The sequence below is a fragment of the Nocardia mikamii NBRC 108933 genome, from assembly GCF_001613505.1.
In the GTDB taxonomy this organism is placed as follows: domain Bacteria; phylum Actinomycetota; class Actinomycetes; order Mycobacteriales; family Mycobacteriaceae; genus Nocardia; species Nocardia mikamii.
In genome coordinates this window covers 113,738-135,117 of the sequence record NZ_BDCM01000016.1, presented here as the reverse complement: position 1 = coordinate 135,117, position 21,380 = coordinate 113,738, and the positions used below count along the sequence as shown (strand labels likewise).

Genomic DNA, 21,380 nt, shown 5'->3' with positions numbered 1-21,380 from the left:
CACAGCCCCGACCGGTAACGCATTTCGGCCCGGCACCGGAAAGGTGCCGGGCTTCACTGTTTTTGTTGCCGGATTGTTTTCCCGCGCTATTTCGCATAACCGTTCGGCGGCGATTCGGACTTATCCGATTTCCGCGACTCGCGTGTGCGCGAGGCGCCGTTTCAGCGCGCGTTGCGGCGACCCAGCGGCACCCGCAGCACGGCGTCGGTGCCGATATCCGCGCCGGGATGCAAACCGATCGAGCCCCCGAGTTCCGCGGTCACCAGAGTGCGCACGATCTGCAATCCCAGCCGATCGGAACCCTCGAGGCTGAATCCCTCCGGCAACCCGCGTCCGTCGTCGCTGATGATGACATCCAGCCACCGCGCCGAACGCTCGGAACGTATTGTGACAGTGCCGTTTTCGCCCGCGTCGAAGGCGTGCTCGATGGCGTTCTGCACCAATTCGGTCAGCACCATCACCAGCGGGGTCGCGCGTTCGGCCGAGAAAACTCCCAGCGAACCGTCACGGCGGACCTTGATGCGCGCGGTGTGCACGGTCGCCACATCGGCCATGATCGGCAGCAGGCGATCGACCACCTCGTCGAGGTCGACCTCCTCGTCCACCGACATCGACAGCATTTCGTGCACGGAAGCGATGGAGGTGACGCGGCGCACCGATTCGGTGAGCGCCACCCGGGCCTCTTCGTTCTCGGTGCGGCGGGCCTGCAGGCGCAGCAGGGCGGCGACGGTCTGCAGGTTGTTCTTCACCCGATGATGGATCTCGCGGATGGTGGCGTCCTTGGACAGCAGCGCCCGGTCGCGGCGCTTGACCTCCGTGACGTCGCGGACCAGCACCGCGGCCCCCGCCAGTTCACCGTGGGGGCGCAGCACCAGCGTGCGCAGCAGCACCGTCGCGCCGCGCGCCTCCACCTCCATCCGGCGACCCGATTTGCCGGCCAGCGCGGCCTGGATGTCGGTGACGACCTCCTGCGCGTCGAACGGATCGGTGATCAGCGAGCGGGTCGACTGGGCCAGATCCTGTCCGGCCAACTCGCTCTGCAAGCCCATGCGGTGATACGCCGACAACGCGTTCGGGCTGGCGTAGACGACCAGGCCGGCGGTGTCGAGGCGGATGAAGCCGTCCCCGGCGCGCGGGCTGGAATGTGAGCCGGTGCGGTCCTCCAGGGTGGGGAAGGTGCCGTCGGCGATCATCTGGCACAGATCGTCGGCGCAGCTCATATAGGCGTGCTCGAGGCTGCCGCGGACCTTCGAGCGCTGCATATCGGTATCGCGCCCGAGCACCGCGATGACGTCGGTGCCGCAGCGCACGGGAATCCCCTCGCGAATGACCCGCGCGGGGCTGGGGTGATAGACACCGGTGGATTCACCGTCGCCCTCGACCCGCACGATCTCCCCCGAACTCAGGGCCTGGAAGATCTGCGGATGTTCCTGGCGCGAGGCCAGCGATCCGACCAGATCGTCGGGCTGGACCGTCGGGGCGGTCGTGGGCCGGCATTGGGCGACGCAGACCACGTCGGCCCCGTCGGTCACCGGGCCGATCCCGACCCACAGTTGCAGATCGGCGAACGACAGGTCGGCCAGCAGCTGCCAATCCCCCACCACGCGCTGCAGATGATCCACCGCCGCACCGGGGAGATCGGTGTGTTCGGCGAGCAGATCACTAAGAGTGGACACGGGAACAAAGGCTACGGCACCCGGCCGCGGGCCGAAGTCGTGTCGCGGCGGAAGCTAGGAGATGACGGCGATCAGATCGCCCTTCTGCAGGACGTCGCCGGGTTTCACATTGATCGAGGCGACAGTACCGTCCGCCTCGGCCACCACCGGGATCTCCATCTTCATCGATTCCAGCAGCACCAGGGTGTCACCTTCGCGCACCGCCGCGCCCTCGTGCGCGACGATCTGGAAGACGGTGGACACCATCTCCGCGAGCACTTCCTCCGCCATGACACCCTTCCGGTCGATCGGCCCGTATCCGCTGACGGTACAGCCAACCACATCCGTGCCGAGAGCGTTCGATCGCTCGAAAGATACCGCGCCGTAGGCGCTGTCGCGCCGGTTATGCGGTGGTGCTCACCTTGACCCAGGTGTTGTTGACCGCGGCGGTGCCCGACAGCGGGTCGACCAGCCCCGGGTCGTGGAGGAGGTTGACGTTGGCGCCGGGGAGGGAGGCGGCGACCCGCCAGCCGACGCCGGGTTCGCGGTGGCCCCAGCCGTGCGGGATCGCGACCGTGCCGGGGCGGATATCGTCGCCGACCTCCAGGGTCACCACGATCGAACCGCTCGCCGAGGAGACCGTGACCGGTTCACCGTCGGCCAGCCCGCGTGCACCCGCGTCGGCCGGATGCATGAGGACGGTGCAGCGATCGCGGCCTTTGACCATGGCCGGGACGTTGTGCAGCCACGAGTTGTTGCTGCGCAGATGGCGACGGCCGATCAGGCGCAGATCGAATCCGTCGGCTCCGGCGGGCGGCGTCGCCGGCAGGTCGGCGAGCAGTTTCGCCACCTCGGCACGGAAGTCCGGCGGCGCCAACCGGACCTTGCGGTCGCGGGTGCCGATCAGCGTGCGCAGGCGCGGGCGCAGCGGTCCGAGATCTATCCCGCCCGCGGAGGCGCGCAACTTGGTGATGGTCAGGCCCGCCCGACCGCGGCGCAGCACGCCGTACGGACCGGCCGCGATGCCCGCAGCGGCCAGCCGCACCGGCGAGAGTCGTTCGAACATCGCGTTCAGCATCCTGCCGGTGAGACGTCGCGCGGGCAGCGGCACCACCTCGGTGACCAGCCGCGCCATGATCTCCCAGTCCTCGAGGCCGGCGGCCGGCGGCTCGAACACCTTGGCGTCGTAGCGCAGATTGTTGCGCACGCTGAACACCGGGAACAGCAGGTTGACGTCCTCCCGCTCGAGCTGGGACACCGGCGGCAGGATGATGTCGGCGTGCCGGGTGGTCTCGGTGACGTACATGTCCACAGCCACAAAGAAATCCAGCGATTCCAGCGCCGCGCCCAGGCGCCCGCGCTGCGGCGTCGACAGCACCGGATTGCCGGCATAGGTGACCATCGCCCGGATCTGACCGCGGCCCTCGGTGAGAATCTCGTCGGCCAGCGCCGCCACCGGCAGTTCGGAACGGAAGGACTTGTAGCGGCCCGAGCGGTCGGTCCACGCGCCGTGGCCCATCGGCAGATATTTGCCGTACCGGGCCGCGTCGACCGGCGCGGTCGCGAACATCTGCCCGCCCGCCCGGTCCAGATTGCCGGTCACCGCGTTGATCGTGTTCACCAGCCAGTGTGTGAGCGTTCCGGTCACCTGCTGGCATACGCCGATCCGCGCGTAGAGCACGGCCGAGCGGGCCGCGGCATGGTCGCGGGCGAAACCGCGAATGGTCTCGGCGTCGACACCGGCATGCGGGGCCGCCAGTTCGGGCGTGCACTGGGCGACGGTCTCGCGCAGTTCGTCCCAGCCCGAACAGCGCGCACGCACGGCCCGCTCGTCGCACAGCTTCTCCTCTATCAGCACATTGAGCACAGCGAGCAGCAGATAGACGTCACCACCCGGGACCACCGCGATGTGCTGATCGGCCAGTCGCGCGGTTTCGGTGCGGCGCGGGTCGATCACCACGACCGTGCCGCCGCGCTCGCGCACCCGCTTGATGCGCTGCTTGGCATTCGGCATGGTCGTCACCGACCCGTTCGACACCGCCGGGTTCGCGCCCAGGATCACCAGCCGGTCGGTGCGGTCGATATCGGCGACCGGCATCAGGACATTGGATCCGAACATCCGCCAGGCCGCGAACTCCTGCGGGAGTTGATCGATCGAGGAGGCGGAGAAGAAGTTGCGGGTCAGCAGCGCGACCCGCAACAGCGCGCCGTACAACACCGAAGAACTGTGTGCCGCAGGGTTTCCCAGATACATGCCGATCGCGCTCGGACCGTGCTCGGCGCGGATGCGACGCAGCCGCTGCCCGATCTCGCGGAAGGCTTCGTCCCAGCCGATCGGCTCGAACCGATCGCCGACCCGGCGTACCGGCGTGCGGAGCCGATCCGGGTCGTGGTGCAGTGCTCCCATCGCCGTGGCCTTGGGGCAGATATATCCCTCGGACAGCACATCGTCGGGATTTCCCTCGATCCGGACGACTTGGTCGCCTTCGACGGTGACCCGGATTCCGCAGTGCGCCTCACACAGGGTGCACTGCCGAGAAACAATGCGAGTATCCATGGCACATCCTCTCACGCGCGGGACATCTCGCAGCGTACCGGCGCTCGCGGCCTCGGTACAGCCCCCGTGGATCGGCGTTACCGTCCGCGGATTTCGTAGAGCAGGGTGCGGCCGTCGCGGACGACCGTACGCACGGACTGCCGGTAGGTGGTGTGGCCGCCGTCGGGCCGATGCTCCTCGATATCCACATCGAACAGATCCGGCTCGCGCGTGGTGATGTGAACGCAGTATGTGGTCCCGGGCGGGATCACGGTGTCGATCGCCTGCTGCAGACCAGCGGCGGCGGCGACGTTGACGGTGTCGGGGGCGACGAAGGCCTGGGCCCGCTCACCGCTGCGCTCGGTGTAATACGAATACTCGAATCCCAGAATCGAATTCGGCCCGTCGGTGACGCCGCCGGCGCCGTTGCCGACGACGATGCCGTCGTGCGACTCGGCCGGGCACGGCGGAGTCTGCGGCGCGGGGGCCGGGGCGGATGTTTCGGCGGATCCGGCCGGGGCCGAGGTCGTCGCGGTCGTCGCGGTCGCGACCGCGGCGGCGGTACCCGGTTCCTTGCGCGCGACCGTCACCGCCAGCGCGATTGCGCCACCGGCCAGCGCGAGCACGACGACGGCGGCCGCGGCGGCCTTCCACCAGGCGCGCCGGCGGGGCCGGCGCGGCGGCCGAGTGGACGGACCCAGCGCGAGCTGGATGGCATCGGGATCGATCGCCCATTCCGGCGACTCCGGCGGCCGCCGCACTATTCGCGGTGGCGATGCCGCGGGACGCGAATCGCGCAGCGGGGGCGGCTGCGGCGGACGGGGCGGCGTGAACCAATCGGCCGAGCCGACCGGCGGGCCGAACGGTTGCGGCACGGGTCCGGGCGGCCGGTTGGATTCAGAACTCATCACATCCCTCACGCCCGCTGCTGTCCCGCGGGGAAGACGATGCCAGTACTTGTCCCGGCGCACAACCGGAAGCCGCTCCCAGCACTGGGAGGTGCTCCTTGCCATTCACGCGCGCATTTGGCTACGGGCAGTCGCCGGGTGCGCTTTCGGCAATCATGCGGAGAACGCATCGTCCGCAACCGAAGTAATGCATATTAGCTATTACTGTCTGGAATCGATGCTTTATAGCCGTCGGCCCGGCGTGACCGCCCCCTCCCGCGCGCTCCGAATTTCCCACATTCATTGCAGCAGATTTATGCATTTTTCGACCGTCGCGCATCTCCGCATCAGCTTTCCCTACCGACATCGCCACATCGGTCGCCGCGACTGTAGACTTCGCCGCGGAAAGAATTGTGCGGACATATTCTCTCCCACCCGCACAATGTCCGGTCAGGAGTAATCATGACGACGAAAACGGTCCGCGATGCGAGTAGCGGTCTTCACATGACCGCCGAACAGCTGGCTCCGCGCGATGCGGTATTCGTCTACGACGAGTTCGAGCGGCATCCGTCGAATATCGTCGCCGCCTATGTCTTCGCCGGTGCGGCGGAACCGGACGGCCGGTCGGTGAGCCGGGCCCAGGTGCGGGCCTGGATGCGGGAGCGGCTCGGTTACGCATCGCTGTTCCACCGCCGCTTGGAACGCGTCCCGGGCGATGTCGACCTGCCGTACTGGGTTCCCGACCCCGGCTTCGACCTCGATCGTCACGTGACGTTCGAGGATCGCGCGTCGTGGTCCTGGGACGAGGCGCGCAGTCGCCTGGCCGAGATCGCCGCGGCCCGAATGGATCTCGCCCGTCCGCCGTGGGCGCTGCACCTCTTCGACGGCGTGCGCGGTTTTCCCGGGACCACCGATCCGGTGACGATCGTGGTGCTGAAGTTCCATCACAGCGTCGGCGACGGTGTGGCCACCCGTGAACTCGAACGGAAACTGTTCGGCGCCGGGGACATACATCCTCCGCTTCCCACGACCGATCGCCGCTGGTCGCAGCCGGCCGCGCTGCTGCGTGCCGCCGCCGTCACCCCGTACCGGTTCACAAGTTTCGTCTCCGGCGTGGCCCGCACGCGCGCGGCGGCACGCACGGTTGCAGCGAAGGCCGCGGAAAACCTGCTCCGCGAACCGATTCCGCTGCGGCCCGCCACGCGCTTCAATCGCCGCATCGGCGCGACACCCGTCTTCGATCTGGTCACCCTCCCGCTCGCACAGGTCAGGGCGGCGAAAGCGGCCTCCGCCGAGCGCATGACGGTCAACGACCTGCTGCTGTCCGTCGTCTCGGGCGCTGTGTCGGCCTATCTCGCCGAGCAGGGCGAAACGCCGTCCGCATCGCTGGGCGCGATGGTGCCGATCTCGATGCGCGGTCTCGCGCAGTGGAATTCGGCGAATCAGCTGTGCCAGATGTCGGTGGACCTGCACACCGATCTCGCCGATCCGCTGGAACGCCTGTACGCCATCCGGAACTCCGCGCGCGAGGAGAAGCAGCGCTGGGCCGACCCGGCGGTCATCGCCCGCGAGAGCCGTATGCAGACCTCACCCGCCTGGCTGTTGCGCCTGGCCGGATGGGCTCGCGCGCAGCGGGTTTTCGATGAGGTCGACACGGTGCCGCTGTCCAACACCACCGTCAGCAATGTGCCTCCGGTCGCGGACCGTCTGGAATTTCTCGGCGCACCGGTGGTCAGCGTCTTCGGTGTACTCCCGATCATGGACGGCGACGGGCTGCGGCATCTGATCACTTCTCAGGGCGATCAGGTGGTGATCGCGGTCAGCTCCGATACCGATATGCTTCCGGACTCGGCGCGGTACGGCGAACTGTTGCTGCGCTCGTTCCGGGAGCTGAGTGAACGGCTCGCCGCACAACGGTGAGAACCGCGCGGCGGCGGGCGGGGCGGCTCAGTTCGCGCCGATCGCCGCCGCCATCATCGGCCAGGATTTGTGCAGGTCGTCCTGCCAATAGCCCCACGAGTGGGTGCCCGCCGGATGGAAGTTGTAGGTGATGTCCGTGCGTCCGAGTTCCCGGGTGCGCTCGGCGAGTGCGGTCGTGCAGTAGTTCGCCGCCGATTCGATGCCGCCACCGAGCAGGACCTGATTGGCCAGCACCTCGGTGTTCGCGCGCACGCTCGGGTCGGCGAGACTGTCGTGGCGGCCGGGGAGTCCGCTCGCGCTGGAGATGTACATCGGAATCCGCGGCAGCCGGTCGGCGTGCAGATACGGGTCGTGCGCCTTCCAGCCCTCACCTCCGACCGGTCCCCACATATTCGTCGCATCGCCCTTGCCCAGGCTGATCACCAGGCTTACGAACGATTGGCCGAGCGGATCGCTGGTCATCGCGCAACCGCTGTATGCGGAGACGCTCCGATAGAGCGCCGGGGCCTCGATCGCCAGATCCAGCACCGAGGTACCGGCCATCGAGATGCCGGCCAGCGCGTTGGCGCCGGTGGTGCCGAAGGCCGAATCGATCACGGGCGGAAGCTCTTCGGTGAGGAAGGTGGCCCACTTGTTCCGGCCGTTGTTCTTCAGTTTCTTCGCCAGGCCCGGGTCGTCGCGCTCCCAGTCGGTGTAGTAACTGAACGCGCCCTCCATCGGGATCACCACGTTGACGTGTTTGTCGGCGAAGAAGTCCGCCGCGTCGGTCTGCGCCAGCCAGGTCGCGGCGTCCTCGCCGCCGCCGGCGCCGTTGAGCAGATACAGCGTGGGCGCCGGGGTACGGGAGTCCTTCGCGGGCAACACGTGCAGGGGGATGTCGCGATCCATCGCCGGCGAATGGACGCTGATCTGGAGTACCCGCCCGGGGCCCGGGGTTTCACCGACGATATGCGCCGCCGGGGCGGCCGAGCCGATCGGCGCGGCCGACGTCCACAACAGGGCGGCCGCACCGAGATATGCCATCAGCCACGCGATCCCGCGCCCCGCGCGGGGCCTCTTACCGCTCGACACCACTACCACCTCTACACAGCGCTGTGGGGGCGCACCCGGTTCGAGTGAGCCCCCACCATCGACGACTGGATTATTTTCCGGCGGCCGGAGTGCCACCGCTGAGGGTGATGAGCGCATTCACGATGGTGGTTCCGACCGAACCGGCGCTCTGCGTGCCCATTCCCAGAATATCGATGAGCGATCCCATACTTTTTCTCCTAAATATCCGTGCATCGAGTTACCGCGCGCAACTCGATGAATACGAGCGGTTGCGTCGAATTACTTGACGATGCTTCCGAGCGAACCGAGGAAGGTTTCCCACAGCCCGTCGCCCGCAACCGCGGAACCCAGGGCCGGAATCAACGCGGTGAGCAAGTCGCCCATCGAACCCATCGATGAATCTCCTTTGTGAGCGTGTTCAATCGCCTCTCAGTCGCCGGAATCACGCCTGAGAGTTATCGGTCACGGCCGGTACCGGTTAGTGACCGAGGCAACATATCAAGCGTCCACTTTTCAAGCAAGTACCTCCTCTAAAACCGGAACCCGCTTCCCTACCGCCATGTAGCTATTTTCTAGCAACTTCCGGGCGGAATCGGTTCTCCGCAACCGGACCGGAGTCCGCCACGGGCACCGCACCCCACTCGGCGAGTTGCCTTGCTCGACAACGCGTTTCAATTCCGATCGGAAGTTTCGGCTTTCGCGGAACCGGGCACCGGGTGGTGCACGCACGACACCGCTCGACGGTCTCGACGACCCCCCGAGACCCTTCGTTTTGCTAGGAAATTTTTTTTCGAAGCCCGCCGCAGACCCGACACACCCCGGGAATCGGGCGCACAACCCCGCTCGAGACCGGTGATCCTGGCCGCGCGGACGGTGAGCGATGATCTTGTCGAACGGCCCGGACGGTCAGCCGATTCCTCGTCGCGGCGAGCGAAGTTGTTCTCTCCGAACACTTTTCCTGATCAACAGACCGAGTGCCGACGCTCGCCCCGCACCGATGGCTCCCCGGCCGACCGCTGTCCCCAGCCGCATCGTCGCCCTGGGTTTGCCAGGCCGTTACGCCGTGTCGACCCCGCATGCCGTCGGCCGCCCCACGGCACCGCATCGACCGCCCGGCGGACGTCTCACCGCCGGCGCACCACGATCACCGGGCATTCGGACGACTGCAACAGGGCATGACCGGTCGACCCGAGCAGCATGCCGGTGAACCCGCCCCGCCCGTGGCTGCCGACCACCACCAGCTGGGAATGTTCGGATTCGGCGAGCAGCGCACGGGCCGGCCGGTCGGCCCACACCACCGGCCGCACATCGACATCCGGATACTGTTCCCGCCATCCGGCCAGACTCTCCGAGAGCGCGGCACGCTCGGATTCGCGCAGCGTGTCCCAACCGGCCACCGCGATCTCGGGCAGGCTGATATCGCTCCACGTGTGCACGGCGATCAGCGGCACCTTCCGCCGCGAGGCCTCGTCGAAGGCGACGCCGATCGCGGGTTCGCTGTTCTCGGTACCGTCGACGCCGACCACCACCGGCTTCGCCGCGGTCACCATGTCGGTCGCGGAATTCCTCGGGATCACGGCGACCGGGCAGTGCGCCCGCTGCACCACCGCCGAACTCACCGAACCGAGCAGCGCCCGCCGGACGGCGCCGCGCCCGCGACTGCCGACGACCAGGCGGTACGCCCGTTCCGACCGTGTGATCAGGGTCGGGATGATCGGGTCGAACACCAGCTCGGCATTGATCTCCAGCGGCCCCTTCACCAACCCGGCGACCCGGCGCGCCTCGGCGACGATGCGCTCACCGTCCTCGCGCACCCAATCCGCGCCGCCCGTCCACACCTCGGAGCCGAAACCGGTCGGCAGCGTGGCCGAGGTGACGATGTCCAGTCGCCGACCGTGCAGGACGGCGTCGACCGCGGCCCAGGCGACCGCCTGATAGGAGATCTCCGAGCCGTCGACGCCGACCACGATGGGCCGGTCGGGTTCGTCCGCCAGGTACGCCTCGGCTGATTCGGTCACAGTTGGCTCCACTTCGTCTCGGCGAGCGGTCTCCGCGCCGAGATTACCGGGGGAAGCGGAATGCGGCATCGCTCGTTCCGGATGAGTCGCGGATTCCGGTCCGGTACGGCCGACGGTGGTCACATCCGGGGGACGGCGAGTACTGCCACGTCAGCAATCTTTCAGCGCACGGTGTCTCGACAGCGGGGCACGAGCGCCGAACCGGCTGGTTGCGCGGAGGTATCGATATGCAGACAACTTGAGCCACAATGATTCCAGCGCGATGGCCGGGCTTCACACGGCCCGGTTATGTTGGATTCATGCCTCGCGCGTCGACACCGGCCAAGATCGCCCGCAATCGCCGGGCAGCCCGTGGTCCGCTGGTCGTCGCCGCGGCATTGGTCTCGATCGCGGCCACCACGGCCACCACGGCGGCGGACCCCACCGGCACGACGGCCGTCCCGGAGGGGCAGGCCTTCTACGACGCACCCGCCGAGGCGATCGCCGGACCACACGGCTCGGTGATCCGGGCCCGCAGTATCACCGGCGATCCGGGGCTGCCCGGGGCGCGGAATCTGCTCGTCCTGTACCGCTCGGTAGATCTGCGGGGGCATCCGGTGGCGGTCTCGGGAACACTGGCGGTACCCGACGGCACACCGCCGCCGGACGGCTGGCCGCTCATCTCGTGGGCACACGGCACCACCGGTGTGGCCGATATCTGCGCGCCCTCGCGCGATACCGGCCCCGACTATCCCGCCCACGACTACACCGCGCAGGTGCGCGATGTGCAGCAGCGCTGGCTCGCGGCCGGATACGCGGTGGCGCAGACCGATTACCAGGGCCTCGGCACGCCGGGCCCGCACGGATACCTGATCGGCGCCGCCGAGGCGCGCGCCGTCGCCGATATGGCTCTGGCCGCGCGGGAACTCGACGCATCGATCGGTACGCGATGGGCGGCGATCGGCCACTCGCAGGGCGGCCAGGCGGCGATCTTCACCGATGCGCAGGCCGGCGCCTGGGCGCCCGGACTGGACCTGCGCGCCGTGGTGGCACTCGCACCGGCATCGCAGGTGGAATTCGGCATCGGGGCGCAGCGCGTGGCGAGTACGGTCGGCGCGGGCGAGGCCTTGGCCGGCACGCTCGGCAACTCGAATGCGTTCCTGCCGTTGCTGATTCGCGGCGCACAGACCGCCGAGAATATCGATCCGGCCCGCTTCCTGACGCCGCGCGCGCTGAGCCTGCTGCCCGAGGCCGACACCGGATGCATCGGCGCCCTGCGCGCACCGGACAGCTGGGGCGGCCTCCCCGCCGATGCCGCGTTCAGCCCGCTGGGCGACGCCGCGCCCTTTCTCCGGGTACTGACCGACAACGATCCCAGCACGCTGCGCGTCGACGCGCCGCTGCTGGTGTTGCAGGGCAGCGCCGATACGACGGTGCCCCCGCGGGCGACCGACGCGATGGTCGCTCGTCTGCGCCTGGCCGATCAGCAGGTCACCTACCGCACCTACCCCGGCGCGGACCATCGCGGCGTCCTGCGGGCCTCGCTCCCCGACGCCCTCGTCTGGGTCGGCGCGCGCTTCACCTCCTGACCGTCCCGACGCGAATTCGGCTCGGCTCCATGGTATTCGGGCGCCAACCGAGCCGGCTGGCGTCGGTGGTCTACTCCCCCGCGTACATCTCGCGCATGCTCTTGCCCATGAGGGCGACGGCTTTCTTGCGGGGCAGTATTCGCGACAGCAGCGTGCCGTTGAAGCGGTTGGCCCGGCCGGGGATCACCGAGGGTTGTCTGCCGAGTGCGGCCAGGCCGGCGGCGACCACCGGGGCTACCGGCATCACCTTCGGGGAGTTGCGGATCGTGCGCGGTTGGTCGGCGCGGTAGCCGGGGGTGTCGGTGGGGCCGGGTACGACCGCGACGACGTCGACGCCGTGCGGACGCCATTCGTCCCACAGTGATTCGGCCAGATTCAGTGTCAGCGCCTTGGTGCCCGCGTAGGAGGCGTACATGGGGGTGCCGAGCAGCCCGGACATGGAGCTGAGCAGGACCACCCCGCCGCGGCCGCGGTCGATCATCGGCGGGACGAAGCGGTGCAGCACGGTCATCATCGTGGTCACGTTGATATCGATCGTCTTCAGATGCCGTTCGAGCGGTGTGTCCAGCCACATGCCGCAGACCGAGAGCCCGGCGTTGTAGACGACCAGCCCCAGTTCGACGTCGTCGACCAGCAGCGCTACCGACTCCAGCACCTCGGGCGCGGTGACGTCTCCGGTCACCGTCTGGGTGCGAATGCCGTAGCGATCGGCCAGATCCGTTGCCAGCGTGTCGAGTTCGTCCTTCTCCAGCGCCACCATGACGAGGTTCAGGCCGCGCTCGGCGAGCTGACGGCAGAATTCGGCCCCCAGTCCCAGCGCGGCACCGACCACCAACGCCCACGGCCCGTACCGCTGCGGAAAGCTCATCTGCTGTCTCCTCGACTCCGATCAGAAACGTATGCGAGTCCGATCATTGCATCCAGGAGACGAACACGCCTCCGGCGAGGTGCCGGGCGGACCGTCGCGATCCGCCGTGCGCGACAACGGGATCGAGTGCCGGGAGACTTTCCCGGCCACAGGGGACCGACCATGACAATCCCTCAGGTCACATGCGAATCCGGCAATAACTACAGCCTTCGTCCGTCAGCGTAGGTAGAGTTCAGTTCTCGTATCGTGAAAATATTGTTCTCGCCGAGCTGCCCGGCACCGCCGACGAACGGAGCACGCAGTGACGTCCGGAAAACATCCCACACCGCCGGAGACCGGGGACATCACCGATCGTGATCTGCTGCTGGCCGCCGCGGAAGCCGAGGCGGAGGCCGAAGCCGCGGAAGCGGTGGCCGAAGCCGCGGAAGCGGTGGCAGCCGCTGCCCGCGCCCGAGCCCGCGCGGCCACGCTGCGCCGCCGCGCCGGAGCCGCCGCACAGCCGAACGAACCCTCCAGCGCGAACGAGACGCCGGGCAGCGGGGGCCCTGGCACCGACACAGAAGACGACACTGCCGCTCCAGCAGAGGCCGATGCCGGCGCGAAGACCGTGGACAGCCGTCGACGCAAGCGACCGCGACTGGGCGCCGTTCGGCATATCCGGCGGCGCACGGTCGCCGTGGCGGTCGCGGCAGTCGTCTTGTGCGCCGGACTGGGCAGCAGCGGATACATGATGTGGCGCCATCACGATGTGACCGCGAAGCAGCATCGCGAGGCGGAGTTCGTGGCGGCGGCGCGACAGGGCGTGACCACGCTGACCTCACTGGATTTCAATCATGCCGCCGATGACGTGAAGCGCGTGCTCGATGATTCCACAGGCGCTTTCCGCAACGACTTCCAATCGCGCGCCGACGATTTCGCCAAGGTGATCCAGCAGTCCAAAGTCGCCACCCAGGGCAGGGTCAACGCCGCCGCGGTGCAATCGATGACCGATGACTCCGCCGTGGTCCTGGTCGCCGCGACCTCGGAGGTCACCAATTCCGCAGGCGCCGCACAGGAACCGCGCGCCTGGCGGTTGAGCGTCACCGTGGAGCGCGTGGACGGCCGACTCAAGATGTCGAAAGTGGAGTTCGTCCCATGAGCACAGCATCCGAATCCGGGCCCGAGAGCGCCGCACACGCAGACACCCGAGCCGACGGCATCGATGCCGAAAAATCGTCGCCCTCTGAGCTTTCCGAGCGGCGTGCGCGAACATTCACGCGTACACACGCAGCGCTGTCATGGATAGGCGTCCGCCGTGGCGGCGTGGGGACGGCGCTGCTCGGCGGGCTCGCTGCGGCCTCCGTGGTGGCCGCGACCAGCTTGTATTTCACACAGCACCGCCCCGACCAGCAGACCGACGACGCTGCCCGGCGGGCGGCCACGGCGGCTGCCACCAACGGCTCGGTCGCCATTCTCTCCTACGCCCCGGACACCCTGGACCACGACCTCACCACCGCGAAGTCCTTCCTGACCGGAGATTTCCTCACCTACTACGGGCAGTTCACCCAGCAGGTGGTGGCACCGGCCGCGAAGCAGAAGTCGGTGAAAACCGCTGCGGCGGTGGTTCGTTCGGCGGTCGAGCAGATCCGTCCGGAATCGGCCGTGGTGCTGGTGTTCATCAACCAGACCACCACCACCTCCGACAAACCCGATCCGTCGATGACCTCGAGCAGCGTGAAGGTGTCGCTGTCGCACATCGACGGGAAGTGGTTGATCTCCTCGTTCGATCCGGTCTGATCGCCCGGCGCACGATACCGAGATCAGTGCGCCACCATATCTTTCCAACTCGCCGGCCGGGCGCCGACCAGATCGTCCTGCCGATACATCTTTCCGTCCGGCGCCAGGTAGTTCCCGGTGTGCGGGTCGTAGTGCGCGAATCCCACCGACGGTTCGGTCCCGGTGCGCGACGCCGCGGGTGCGTTCAGCCCGGGAATCCTGGGCAGCTCGATCTGCGGTAGCTGCGGCAACGGCACCGCCGGCGCGGGCGGGGCCGGATTCCACCGCGAATCCGGCGGAATACCTTGCGATTCCAGACTCGGATCGCGCGGATACGGCCCCACCACCGGCTGGTCCGGCGCCACCGGTTCGTACTCCTGGTCGCTGTTGCAGATCTCCGCCGTCGGCGCCCGCTTACCCGGTTTGCCGGCGCACGGGAAGTTGCGCGCACCGCGGACCGCGACGGGCGAATCCTGTGGCAGCTTGCAGTACAGTCCGTCCGGGGTGTCGATCGTGGTGGTGTCCGACGGCGGCCGCCATGCCGACGGCGGCAGGAATCCGACCGTACAGGCCGGCGGATCCGAGATCCCGCTGATGCGGAAGTCGCCGGGCCCCAACCCCTGTGCGTTCTTGGTGGGTTGCACCGCCTGCACGATCGAGACCTCGGGCGGCAGCAACACCAGCACCTGTTCCAGCCCGGCGTGATAGGTGACACCCAGCTGCGCGACGGAGGTCAGATTCGACAACAGCACGGGCAGCGTGAGTTTCACCGAATCCAGCAGTTTCGTCGCCTCCCGCGCGGCGCCGGGCCCGGTGTTCAGCAGCGTCCGCACCTGCTCGTCGTCGGTGGCGATCTGTCCCGACACCCCGGCGAGGCTGCGCGCCCAGATCCGGATCGCATCGGCCGAGCGGTCCTGCGAATCCACCAGCGGCTCGACCTTCGCCAGCAGCTCACGGGTGGTGTCGCCGGTCCGGTTCGCATCGGCGGCCACGGTCGCGGCCGAGCTCAGCAGCGACTGCAGGTCGTAGCGGGCGCCGTTCACCCCGGTGAACACCTCGTCGAGCATGTCGTGCAGTCCGTCTTTCGGAATGCTGCCTACGAGGTGGTCGAGTTCGTCGAGCATCGGTCCCACCGGCTGCGGAACGGTGCTGTCGCGTACGTCGATGACGGACCCGTCGTGCAGATACGGCGGTGTGTCGGTGCGCGGTTGCAGGTCGACGTACTGCTCACCGACCGCCGACACACTGCGCACCTGCGCGCGCAGGTCGGCGGGGATCTTGGGCCCGCCGTCGATCGACAGGGTCGCCAACACCGCGTCGTCGGTCAGATCGACGGAGGTGACCTTGCCGATCTGGACCCCGCGATAGGTGACATTGCCGAATCGGTACAGCCCGCCGGAGGTGGGAAGTTCCAGCGTCACCTTCATGGTGCCGATGCCGGCGAGGGTCGGCAGCCGCATGTACTGCACGGCCATCGACACCATGCCGATCACGGCCAGGATCGAGAAGATCACCAGCTGCGCTCGGACGAATCGGGTGAGAATCATCGGCCGCCTCCGTTCGGATCGGACGGGTTCACCGGTGCACCGAGCGGGTCGTCGGTCTGCTTGCCGTAGCCCGGGTCGCCGACCATTGCCTGCAGCACGGCATTCGGATCTCCCAGTGGCGTGCCGAGCAGCAGTTCGCGCCGCAACCGCGGCACCGTGAGGTCGATGGTGGCGAACAGATTGACGTAGTCGCCGCGGATACCGTGGTCGATGCCGTACTGCCCGTACGGGAACACGGTGAGGAAGGAGACCGCACCGTCGATCTTCGACCCCACGTCGGCCAGTTCCCGCAGGGTCGGTTCGAGGTTGTGCAGATTCGTCAGCAGATCCGCCTGCGCCTGCGAGATCACCTCGGTCGCGGTGTCGCTGAACGTGCGCAATTTGTCCAGTGCGGTGGTGATGGTGGGCCGCTCGGTGAGCAGCACCTCGAGCGCGGGCCCGACCCGACGCAACGTGTCGCTGACCGTATCCCGTTGCTGGGCAAAGGTTTCCGCCATCCGATTCAACCCGGTCACGGTGGCGAGCAGATTGTCGCGCTGCTGATCCAGCACGGTCATGAACGCGTCCAAGCGCGGAATCAGGTCGTGGATGGCGCCCTCGCGACCGGAGAACGCGGCGTCGAGATTGTGGATGATGTCGTTGATCTGACCCATCCCGCCGCCGTTGAGCACCACCGACAGCGACGCGAGGGTCTGTTCGGTCGACGGATAGGTCGAGGTCCGGTTCAGCGGCACGGTCGCCCCGGGCTGCAGGCGCCCGCTCGGCGCCTGTCCGGCCGGCGGATTCAATGCCAGATGGGTCGAGCCGAGCAGGCTGGTCTGCCCGATGGTCGCCGCCACATTCGCGGGCACGACCACATCCGGTTTCACCGACACGTCCACGACGGCGTGCCAGCCGCGCACGGTGATCGACCCGACGCTGCCCACCACCACGTCGTCGATCATGACCGGCGAATTCGACACCAGCGTACCGACATTCGCCATTTCGACGTGGTAGATCGCGGCATCCGCACCGCGGCCTGGGGCGCCGGGCAACGGCAGCGAATCCACGCCGCGCCAGCCACATCCGGTGACGGTGACCAGTGCGCACGCGCACAGAACCAACAGCCGCGCGATCATGACGGTGGCCTCCCCCAGGGCTGGAGCAGTTCGGTGAGCGACGTCGGCGCCGACGGGCCGGGTTGCTGTCCGACGATCTTCGGCACCAGATCGGGTTCGCTGTAGATCACGTTGTTCGGATCCGGCGCCGGCCCGGTCGCCGGGCTCACCGGGAACGGCAGATAGTTGAAACTGAGCAGGGGCAGGATCGGACCCAGATACCGGCGGCACTTCTCCCCCGATTCGGCGGCCGTGGCGTTCTCGATACTGGCCACGCCGGCGCAGATGAACTGCATCGGGTTGGAGAAGTTGTTGAGTTCGAAAACCCCTGCCTCCGTGCCGGTGTCGGGGTTGTAGATGTGATAGAAGTTGGCGATGCTGTTCGGCGCGATATGCAGCAGATTCTCCAGATCCGCGCGATGATCCACCAGATTCTGGGTCACGTTCGCCAGCCGCCGCACCTGTTCGCCGGCCTTCGCGCGGTTCTCGGAGACGAAGCGCTGGACCTCGCCCACCGCGACCGACAGCTCGCGCAGCGCGGCGTCCAGATCGGATGTGCTGTCGTCGACCACACTGGACAACGTCGCGAGCCGATTCTCGAACTGGACGATCTGGGTACCGCTGCCCTTCAACGCGTCCACGAAGGTCTGCAGATTCCGCAGGATGTCGACGATATTGCCGCTGCCGTCGGCCAGGATGCGCCCCACCGCGGACAGCTGAGCCAGCATCTGCCGCAACCTCTCCCCGTTACCGTCGCTCAGTGCGGCGGCGGTGCTGTCGACGAACCGGCCCATCGAACTGCCGGCGGCGTCGCCATTGGGACCCAAACCCGTTGCCAGCTTTGTCAATTGCGTCTTGATCTCGTCCCACTCCACCGGCACCGCGGTGCGTTCGACCGGGATCACCGCACCGTCGGCGAGCGTCGGGCCGCTGGTCCGATACGCGGGCGTCAATTGGACGTAGCGGGCCGCGACCAGGCTCTGCGCCACGATTACCGCCCGCGCGTCGGTGGGCACGCGGATATCCCGGTCGACGGCGAGCACCATCTCGGTGGTCGTTCCCCGCGGGGTGATCGATCGGATATGCCCCACCTTCACCCCCGCGACGCGTACGTCGTCGCCGGGATAGATCGCGGTGGCGGTGGCGAATATCGCGGTGAAGTGTCTGGGCCCCAACAGTTCTCGGTAGCCGATCACGCCTCCGGTCACCACGACCGCGACGACGACCGCGGCACCGGCGATCCGGACGATCCATCTCGTACTCATCGCGGCGGCTCCGGATGCGGTAGCGGGAACTGGGCCGGCGGATTCACGCCGAACGCCCGGTCGATGAAGGGCTGAATATCCTGGCCGTCGATGAGATTCGCGACGTAGGCGTTGTAGAAGCGGCCGCCCGAGACGGCTTCCCCCTGTGTCAGTGCGACTTTCGCGTAGCCGGGTATGGCCTTGCCGATATTGTCGCGATTCTTCTCGAGCATCGCGGCGATCGAGTTCAGCCGGTCCAGAGTCGGTCCGAGCGCGGCTTCGTTGTCGGCGACCAGGCCCGACAGTTGCTTCGCCACCGCCGAGGTGTTGGCGAGCAGATCGACGATCTCCTGCCGGCGTTGCGCGAGCACGTCGACCAGCGCATTCGCGTTGAGGATCAGCGTATTCACCTGCTGACCGCGCTGGGCGAGCACCGAGGTGACCGTACCCGCGCTGGTCAGCAACTGCCGCAGCGATTCGTTGCGGCTGTTGATCGTCTTCGACAACTGGGTGAGCCCGTCGAATGCCGGGCCCACCTGCGGTGCGATGTGGTTCAACGTCGCCGACAACATGTCGAGGGAGCGATTGAGTGAATCGATGTCGATCGCCGAGGTCTTGGTGCTCAGATCACCGACGGCATCGGTCAGCGAATACGGCGAGGAGGTCCGCGACGACGGAATGGTGTCGAGGGAGCGCATCCGGCCGGATCCCGCGGAGACGACCGTGAGATCGCGTCTACCCAGCAGCGAACCGGTCTTGATGTGGGCCGAACTGTCGGCGCCGAGCCGGATGGTCGAGTTCACCGAGAACACCACCAGCGCATCCCCGTTGTGCAGCACCACCTTCTGCACGGTGCCGACCCGCACGCCCGAGACGATCACGTCGTCGCCGACCGCGAGTCCGGCCGCCTCGCCGAACAGCGCCTGGTAGCGCACGGTGGTGCCCCATGCCATGAACTTCTGCGACTGCAGGCCGATCAGGATGACGCAGACCATCATCACGATCCCGACCAGTCCGGGACGCAACAGATGAGCGCCGCGATAATGCAGCATTACGGTGCACACCTCCCCGTCTCGGTTTTGATCCAGGGCAGCTGGACCACCTGCCCGGACTGATCGCTGACTCGAATGGTCAACGCGCACACGAAGTATTGGATGAAGTTGCCGTAGGAGCCGGTTCGCACCATCTTCCGGAAGTTCTCCGGCGCCCGCCGCAATGCGTAGTCGACCTTGTCCTTACCGTCGTCCACGGCGGGTGCCAGCCGCGCGAGCTGGTCGACGGTGTCGGCCAGGGGAGCCCGGGTCTGCGTGAGAAGGTCTGCGACGGACGCGGTTCCGCGGTCGAGCGCGTCGATCGCGGAGCCGATCGGATCGCGATCCTGCGACAGCTGGGTCACCAGTTGCTCGAGGCGGTCGATGGCGTCGGAGAACTGGGTGCCGTTGCCCGCCAGAGTCTCCATCACCTGGTTCAGGTTGTCGATCAGCTTGCCCACCACATCGCTGGTGTCGGCGAGCCGCGAGGAGAAGGAGGCGGTCCTGGTCAGCAACGAATCGACCGTGTCCTCCTGGCCCTGCACGATCTGCACCAGCGACCAGGTGAGCGAGTTGACCTCCTGCGCGTTCAGGCCCTGCAGCACGGGCTTCAGGCCGCCGAGCAGGAGGTCGAGATCCAGTGCGGGCGTGGTCCGTTCGAGCGGAATGCGCGCGCCGGGTCGCAGGGTCGCGGTCGAGCCCGGACCGTCGGTCAATTCGAGATAGCGGTCGCCGACCAGATTCAGATAGCGGACGGCGGCCCTGATGCCTCCGGTGAGCACGATGTCGCGGTCCGCGTCGAAGGTCACCACCACCCGCTGATCCGGGCGCAGCGTCACCCCCCGCACTCGTCCCACCTCGACACCGGCGACCCGCACACTGTCTCCGGAGCGCAGTCCCGAGGAGTCGGTGAATTCCGCCGAATAGCCGTTGGTCGAACCGGTGCGGTACTGGCCGAAGACCAGCACCAGGAACCCGGAGAGAACCACCATCACCAGCGCGAAGGCGCCGAATTTCAGCAGCGGTGTATCCCGTTGTCTCATCGCGGACCTCCGGCGGTGGGATCGACGGCCCCGAACAGCACGCTCTGCAGCAGATCCGGATTCACGCGCAGGGTGCGGTTGGTATTCGGGAAGGGCACGGCGCCGTCGTCGACCACCACGAACTGGGGCTTGCCGTTGTAGGGCACCGGCAGCACCGAACACTGCGGACCACCGGACGCGCCGACCTTCGGCAGATCACGCGGATACCGATACGGTTCCGCGCCCCACAGGAAGTTGACCGTGAGGCCCATCCCCGGAACCTGCACCGGTTTCACATTGTCCATATAGTCCAGGCCCTCGATCGAACACTTCAGCGCCGGTGCGTATTCGGCGGCCAGATCGGTGGTGGGCACCAGCAGGTGCAGCATCGACGCCAGTGGCGCGCCGTTGTCGCCGAGCACCTGATTGCCGACATCGGCCAAGCCGATCGCATTGACCAGCAGTGCGTCGAGATTCACCTGTTCGTCCACCACGGTCCGGCTGATCGTGGCGGCGTTGCGCGCGGTGGACAGCAGATCCGGCGCGGCGTCGCCGTAGGAGGCGGCCACATTCGGCCCGGCGGCGATCTCGCGGCTCAGGGCGGGCAGGGCCGGCTGGATCTTCGCCAGGAACGAGTCGAGATCGGTGAGCATCTGCCCGACCTGTTCGCCACGACCGTTGGTCGCACCCGCGATCGCCCCCAGCGTCTCGTTCAACTTCTCCGGTTCGATCTGGCCCAGCACCGCGGTCAATCGCTCGAAGATGGTGTTGATCTCGACCGTCACATGCTCGGAGTCGAAGATCTGGCCGGCACGGATCGAGGACGCGGATTTGCGCGCGGGCGGCAGGAATTCGACGAATTTGGCACCGAACACCGTGGTGGAGGCGATGTCCACGGTCACATTCGACGGGATCCGTCGCACCTGATCGGCGTCGATCGCCAACTGGATCGCGGCGAGTCCGTCGGGCCGCTCGTCCACCGCGGCCACCTTGCCCACGGTCACGCCGCGCATCTTCACCTTCGCGTCGGGGTACATGACCAGGCCGGCGCGCGGTGAGAGGACGGTGACCCGCACGGTATCGGCGAATCCGCCGCGGAACATGACCACCGCCAGGCCGACCACCCCGGCGATCGCGGCGATCGACAGCAGCCCCACTATCGGACGTAAAATGTTGCGCACC

Annotated in this window: 17 protein-coding genes; 4 read left to right on the top strand and 13 right to left on the bottom strand. The window is 67.6% G+C overall.

Translation table 11 applies throughout. The annotated features are described in order from the left end of the window. Positions 1-161: 161 nt before the first annotated feature. The 4 genes from NMI01S_RS26475 to NMI01S_RS26460 form a co-directional block, all read right to left on the bottom strand. Complete coding sequence (locus NMI01S_RS26475; protein ID WP_063001407.1) at positions 162-1,676, bottom strand: sensor histidine kinase; 1,515 nt, start codon at positions 1,674-1,676, stop codon at positions 162-164. A 54-nt stretch (positions 1,677-1,730) separates the two neighbouring features. After that, a complete protein-coding gene (locus NMI01S_RS26470) occupies positions 1,731-1,946 on the bottom strand; it encodes a biotin/lipoyl-binding carrier protein (RefSeq protein WP_036504493.1) in 216 nt (71 codons plus the stop codon). Between the two features lie 112 nt (positions 1,947-2,058). Continuing rightward, entirely contained in the window at positions 2,059-4,212 is a 2,154-nt protein-coding gene (locus NMI01S_RS26465; protein WP_063001406.1) for a molybdopterin oxidoreductase family protein, read from the bottom strand. A 77-nt stretch (positions 4,213-4,289) separates the two neighbouring features. Continuing rightward, positions 4,290-5,099 (bottom strand): DUF8176 domain-containing protein, encoded by an 810-nt coding sequence (locus NMI01S_RS26460; RefSeq protein ID WP_157126378.1) that lies wholly within the window; start codon positions 5,097-5,099, stop codon positions 4,290-4,292. Positions 5,100-5,540: 441 nt separating this feature from the next. Between NMI01S_RS26460 and NMI01S_RS26455 the strand changes: the two genes are divergently transcribed. Further along, a complete protein-coding gene (locus tag NMI01S_RS26455; RefSeq protein WP_063001404.1) occupies positions 5,541-6,998 on the top strand; it encodes a wax ester/triacylglycerol synthase family O-acyltransferase in 1,458 nt (485 codons plus the stop codon). Positions 6,999-7,025: 27 nt separating this feature from the next. Here the strand turns inward: NMI01S_RS26455 and NMI01S_RS26450 are convergent, their stop codons facing one another. Beyond that, on the bottom strand, positions 7,026-8,021 hold the full coding sequence (locus NMI01S_RS26450) for an alpha/beta hydrolase (protein WP_084513290.1): 996 nt from the start codon (positions 8,019-8,021) through the stop codon (positions 7,026-7,028). A gap of 1,151 nt (positions 8,022-9,172) precedes the next feature. Then, the gene (locus NMI01S_RS26445) at positions 9,173-10,066 is read right to left on the bottom strand and encodes a universal stress protein (protein ID WP_063001487.1); all 894 of its coding nucleotides are present in this window, start codon (positions 10,064-10,066) and stop codon (positions 9,173-9,175) included. A 299-nt stretch (positions 10,067-10,365) separates the two neighbouring features. Here NMI01S_RS26445 and NMI01S_RS26440 point away from each other — a divergent pair, with 299 nt between their 5' ends. Continuing rightward, complete coding sequence (locus NMI01S_RS26440; RefSeq protein ID WP_157126377.1) at positions 10,366-11,634, top strand: alpha/beta hydrolase family protein; 1,269 nt, start codon at positions 10,366-10,368, stop codon at positions 11,632-11,634. Between the two features lie 70 nt (positions 11,635-11,704). Here the strand turns inward: NMI01S_RS26440 and NMI01S_RS26435 are convergent, their stop codons facing one another. Next, the gene (locus NMI01S_RS26435) at positions 11,705-12,502 is read right to left on the bottom strand and encodes an SDR family NAD(P)-dependent oxidoreductase (protein ID WP_063001403.1); all 798 of its coding nucleotides are present in this window, start codon (positions 12,500-12,502) and stop codon (positions 11,705-11,707) included. Between the two features lie 301 nt (positions 12,503-12,803). On the opposite strand from NMI01S_RS26435, the gene NMI01S_RS26430 reads away from it, so the two are divergent. Further along, on the top strand, positions 12,804-13,640 hold the full coding sequence (locus tag NMI01S_RS26430) for an Rv1363c family protein (RefSeq protein ID WP_245717033.1): 837 nt from the start codon (positions 12,804-12,806) through the stop codon (positions 13,638-13,640). Continuing rightward, positions 13,637-14,278 carry a hypothetical protein gene (locus NMI01S_RS36585; protein ID WP_063001402.1) on the top strand — a complete coding sequence of 214 codons (642 nt, stop codon included), beginning with the start codon at positions 13,637-13,639 and terminating at the stop codon, positions 14,276-14,278. The genes NMI01S_RS26430 and NMI01S_RS36585 overlap by 4 nt, the downstream gene beginning before the upstream one ends. A gap of 23 nt (positions 14,279-14,301) precedes the next feature. Here the strand turns inward: NMI01S_RS36585 and NMI01S_RS26420 are convergent, their stop codons facing one another. From NMI01S_RS26420 to NMI01S_RS26395, 6 genes are read right to left on the bottom strand one after another with little or no spacing between them, the layout of a single operon-like run. Further along, positions 14,302-15,801: an MCE family protein gene (locus NMI01S_RS26420; RefSeq protein ID WP_063001484.1), complete on the bottom strand. Its 1,500-nt coding sequence runs from the start codon at positions 15,799-15,801 to the stop codon at positions 14,302-14,304. Then, entirely contained in the window at positions 15,801-16,922 is a 1,122-nt protein-coding gene (locus tag NMI01S_RS26415; protein WP_063001401.1) for an MCE family protein, read from the bottom strand. The genes NMI01S_RS26420 and NMI01S_RS26415 overlap by 1 nt, the downstream gene beginning before the upstream one ends. Then, the gene (locus NMI01S_RS26410; protein ID WP_063001400.1) at positions 16,919-18,166 is read right to left on the bottom strand and encodes an MCE family protein; all 1,248 of its coding nucleotides are present in this window, start codon (positions 18,164-18,166) and stop codon (positions 16,919-16,921) included. The genes NMI01S_RS26415 and NMI01S_RS26410 overlap by 4 nt, the downstream gene beginning before the upstream one ends. Then, positions 18,163-19,197 (bottom strand): MCE family protein, encoded by a 1,035-nt coding sequence (locus NMI01S_RS26405; RefSeq protein ID WP_063001399.1) that lies wholly within the window; start codon positions 19,195-19,197, stop codon positions 18,163-18,165. Before NMI01S_RS26405 ends, NMI01S_RS26410 begins: the two co-directional genes overlap by 4 nt. Then, positions 19,197-20,219 (bottom strand): MCE family protein, encoded by a 1,023-nt coding sequence (locus NMI01S_RS26400; RefSeq protein WP_063001398.1) that lies wholly within the window; start codon positions 20,217-20,219, stop codon positions 19,197-19,199. The genes NMI01S_RS26405 and NMI01S_RS26400 overlap by 1 nt, the downstream gene beginning before the upstream one ends. Next, a complete protein-coding gene (locus tag NMI01S_RS26395) occupies positions 20,216-21,379 on the bottom strand; it encodes an MCE family protein (protein ID WP_369689933.1) in 1,164 nt (387 codons plus the stop codon). Before NMI01S_RS26395 ends, NMI01S_RS26400 begins: the two co-directional genes overlap by 4 nt. Between the last annotated feature and the right edge of the window lies 1 nt (position 21,380).

Bases quoted from the DNA above. Each gene is read 5' to 3' on its own strand.
- NMI01S_RS26415 (WP_063001401.1), bottom strand. From the start codon at position 16,922: ATGATCGCGCGGCTGTTGGTTCTGTGCGCGTGCGCACTGGTCACCGTC.
- NMI01S_RS26465 (WP_063001406.1), bottom strand. From the start codon at position 4,212: ATGGATACTCGCATTGTTTCTCGGCAGTGCACCCTGTGTGAGGCGCAC.
- NMI01S_RS26435 (WP_063001403.1), bottom strand. From the start codon at position 12,502: ATGAGCTTTCCGCAGCGGTACGGGCCGTGGGCGTTGGTGGTCGGTGCC.
- NMI01S_RS26455 (WP_063001404.1), top strand. From the start codon at position 5,541: ATGACGACGAAAACGGTCCGCGATGCGAGTAGCGGTCTTCACATGACC.
- NMI01S_RS26400 (WP_063001398.1), bottom strand. From the start codon at position 20,219: ATGAGACAACGGGATACACCGCTGCTGAAATTCGGCGCCTTCGCGCTG.
- NMI01S_RS26450 (WP_084513290.1), bottom strand. From the start codon at position 8,021: ATGGCATATCTCGGTGCGGCCGCCCTGTTGTGGACGTCGGCCGCGCCG.
- NMI01S_RS26405 (WP_063001399.1), bottom strand. From the start codon at position 19,197: ATGCTGCATTATCGCGGCGCTCATCTGTTGCGTCCCGGACTGGTCGGG.
- NMI01S_RS36585 (WP_063001402.1), top strand. From the start codon at position 13,637: ATGAGCACAGCATCCGAATCCGGGCCCGAGAGCGCCGCACACGCAGAC.
- NMI01S_RS26410 (WP_063001400.1), bottom strand. From the start codon at position 18,166: ATGAGTACGAGATGGATCGTCCGGATCGCCGGTGCCGCGGTCGTCGTC.
- NMI01S_RS26440 (WP_157126377.1), top strand. From the start codon at position 10,366: ATGCCTCGCGCGTCGACACCGGCCAAGATCGCCCGCAATCGCCGGGCA.
- NMI01S_RS26470 (WP_036504493.1), bottom strand. From the start codon at position 1,946: ATGGCGGAGGAAGTGCTCGCGGAGATGGTGTCCACCGTCTTCCAGATC.
- NMI01S_RS26460 (WP_157126378.1), bottom strand. From the start codon at position 5,099: ATGAGTTCTGAATCCAACCGGCCGCCCGGACCCGTGCCGCAACCGTTC.